The 2,652-nt window shown below is 33.8% G+C and carries 4 protein-coding genes and 1 pseudogene; 3 read left to right on the top strand and 2 right to left on the bottom strand.

Annotated elements, in window-relative coordinates; all coding sequences use genetic code 11:
* Nucleotides 1-96: 96 nt before the first annotated feature.
* A complete protein-coding gene (locus tag CP368_RS10525) occupies nt 97-252 on the bottom strand; it encodes a hypothetical protein (protein ID WP_155830881.1) in 156 nt (51 codons plus the stop codon).
* 197 nt (nt 253-449) lie between these two features.
* On the opposite strand from CP368_RS10525, the pseudogene CP368_RS09580 reads away from it, so the two are divergent.
* Together CP368_RS09580 and CP368_RS09575 are read left to right on the top strand one after the other, a co-directional pair.
* Nucleotides 450-1,032: pseudogene (locus tag CP368_RS09580) on the top strand (ABC transporter substrate-binding protein); the annotation flags it as partial.
* 12 nt (nt 1,033-1,044) lie between these two features.
* Complete coding sequence (locus tag CP368_RS09575; protein ID WP_233185880.1) at nt 1,045-1,497, top strand: HIRAN domain-containing protein; 453 nt, start codon at nt 1,045-1,047, stop codon at nt 1,495-1,497.
* A gap of 72 nt (nt 1,498-1,569) precedes the next feature.
* On the opposite strand, the gene CP368_RS09570 is transcribed toward CP368_RS09575, so the two are convergent.
* Nucleotides 1,570-1,782 (bottom strand): hypothetical protein, encoded by a 213-nt coding sequence (locus CP368_RS09570; RefSeq protein ID WP_098036643.1) that lies wholly within the window; start codon nt 1,780-1,782, stop codon nt 1,570-1,572.
* A gap of 147 nt (nt 1,783-1,929) precedes the next feature.
* On the opposite strand from CP368_RS09570, the gene CP368_RS10450 reads away from it, so the two are divergent.
* Nucleotides 1,930-2,133, top strand: a complete 204-nt coding sequence (locus CP368_RS10450; protein WP_143468324.1) for a hypothetical protein — start codon at nt 1,930-1,932, stop codon at nt 2,131-2,133.
* Nucleotides 2,134-2,652: the final 519 nt, after the last annotated feature.

Raw genomic sequence — 2,652 nt, 5'->3', positions numbered from 1 at the left:
CATAAAAAATCTCACCACCTTGTAGCGAGATTATAACACACTTTATAACACTTAAGAAACACAATTACACATATATTTTTAAACTTGTTGAAACTCTTATTTAACTTGCTCTAAAGCCTTGTCAATTGGAGTGTCTCCGCCAGTCATCTCAATTACCTTATATTTGGTAGCAGGGAACTTCAGAACATCTGCAAGTACCTGTGCAACATCTGGAATTGGATTTGATTGAGACTCAGAATTATTAACGGACACCAGCTACTAGATCTTTAATTAAATCTTTGCCGGAGCCACCAAATACGAAAACTTTACTCATAATTCTTCTTCTTTCTAATCATTGTTTTAATAAATTTTGCTTTTTAGACTATTTAATTACGTTAAAATTTACGGTGGCATCTATTGTAATCGATTACAATAGATTCGACTCTCAAATGAAGCTAGGGATGCTCTAATCAGGCAACGATTATTTCCTTGAAACGGCAGCTCTATATCATTATTTAAAAGATATTCCATTCAAGAAGTTAATTTCATCCGATAAAATCAGAAAGAATCCAATTTTTTTTGGACCATATAAGGTAAGCAGGTGGTTAGAGGTCAATCAGTAACTTGGGTACCTAACAAATATTATTGGAGAGGCACACCTAAGCTAAACAAGATTATCGCCCAAGTGGTTTCAACTAATTCAGCTTCACAAGCTATCAAGAGTCACAAGTTTGATATTGCTGACGTAGTTAACTCTCAATGGCAAGTCACTTAAGATTCACTTGGCTACAATGAGTGGTTTAGCTGTCCAAGAGTCAATCGTACAAAATTACATCCAACAATGGCATAAAATCGGTTTGAATGTTAGCTTAACCGGTGGTAGATTAATGGAATTTAATTATGTCTATGATAAACTTGACCATGACGATAAAAATATTGATATGTTCAGGGCTGCTTGGTCATTGTTAACTGAACCATCACCAAGAGGGATGTACAGGGATGTACAGTGAGAACAATCCGATGAATGACTCAAGATTCGTAACTAAGGAAAATTAGAAAGGACTAATGATCATGCAATTTCATGATTCTGATGAAACTATTCACATTCCACCACAAGATATTTTCGAAGATTTACTTGATCAAGTAGAAAAATTGCAAACGCAAGTAGATGAGCTCAAACGTCTGCAATACAGCAATTCTAGCAATGCACGGGATGTTTTTCTGTATGGCTGTGAATTGGCTGGTAGTCAATATCTTGATTTAGCAGATCACGTGGTGCCAAAACTCCATGAAGATGATCCATTAGTTTTGATGCGTGAGCCCAATAACCAATATGATGAACATGCGATTAGCGTATATACTACAGGTGGATTGAAGCTGGGTTATTTGCCAAGAAACAACAATCTAATCTTGAGCCGTTTGATGGATGAAGGAAATTTATTATTCGGTAAAACTAAGACCTTTCATTGGGATGGTAAGAGCCTGTACCTAATTGTGAAAGTTTATATGCGCGCATAAAAAATAAAAACTACTGATAGATCAACGTTTTTAACGAAAATTATCAGTAGTTTTTGTTTTATATTTTTGATATTAAGCAAATGAACGAGGATTTACATCGTGTGCATATTCTTTTAATTCCAATAAACTATACTTCTTACCAAATAAAGTATTTTTATCGGGAACTAAGCGATATGATTTGCTTAATCTCTTCATAAATTTGTTGGTAAACATCTTTCTCTTTTTACCACAAAGCGTATGTTGATTCAGCCATTGTTCTGCTTGATTTCTTGATAGATATCTCATGAAATCTTCCTTTCTATTAGTCGAAGTTGTGAGTAACTTGGCTGTTATCTGACTTTTCAACTATATTGTAGTACTGTAATTGGAATTGGTTAAAATATAATAGTGAAAGGCATAAAATTGATGATAATTTTTTGATTAGATTATAAATTGGCAAATCAGTTTTTTACTAATTTTGATGAGCCGGTAGGCAAGCGTCTGTGTGATCATGATGATATCATCGATGTCACTTTGTATTTTGCAGATAATACTCAAGAAAGAATTGAACTTGCTTGGAGTGAAAATAGTGAAGACAATAATGAGTGGCAGAGTCATCATTTAGAAGTAAAAAGCCGCTTGATAAAAGTGATCTAGATCAAATTAAACCAGGACTAGCAGAGAAAATGAAAAAAATCGAGCAAAAAGATCGATTTTTGAATCGTAAGATTTTGAGAATCTATGTAGGCAAAGTGGAATAAACCAAAAAATGACTCAATACCTTGATTGGTATTGGGCCATTTTTACTATCCGGCAATTAACATTTTCCAAAGTAGGCTACTAGTATACCAATTGTGTGGTTGAATTGCGGCTAAGCTAGCAACGATGATGCATATTCCAGCTGTTGAAATAGTGATTGAAAATATGCAGTTGACTAAATTCGATGGATAGCCACTTTTATGCGCTTGACGAAAAATATTGATAGCAAGCGCCACAAACACTAAACCGACAAATATTCCAATTTGATAATATATGTACAAATTAAATTTCTCCCGTTAATAAGATTTCATTCTGGGAATATTATAATACTTGATCTTAGAATAGAAAATTACAAATTAAATGTGTCTGGGAAAAAACTAACTTTCAGATACCAAAAGACGATCAATCCAACTCTTA

Origin of the sequence: Lactobacillus sp. UMNPBX17, from assembly GCF_002553735.1 — a bacterium.
GTDB classification, from domain to species: domain Bacteria; phylum Bacillota; class Bacilli; order Lactobacillales; family Lactobacillaceae; genus Lactobacillus; species Lactobacillus gallinarum.
Note: the sequence above shows the minus strand (reverse complement) of the source record. Positions and strands in the feature narration are given on the sequence as shown.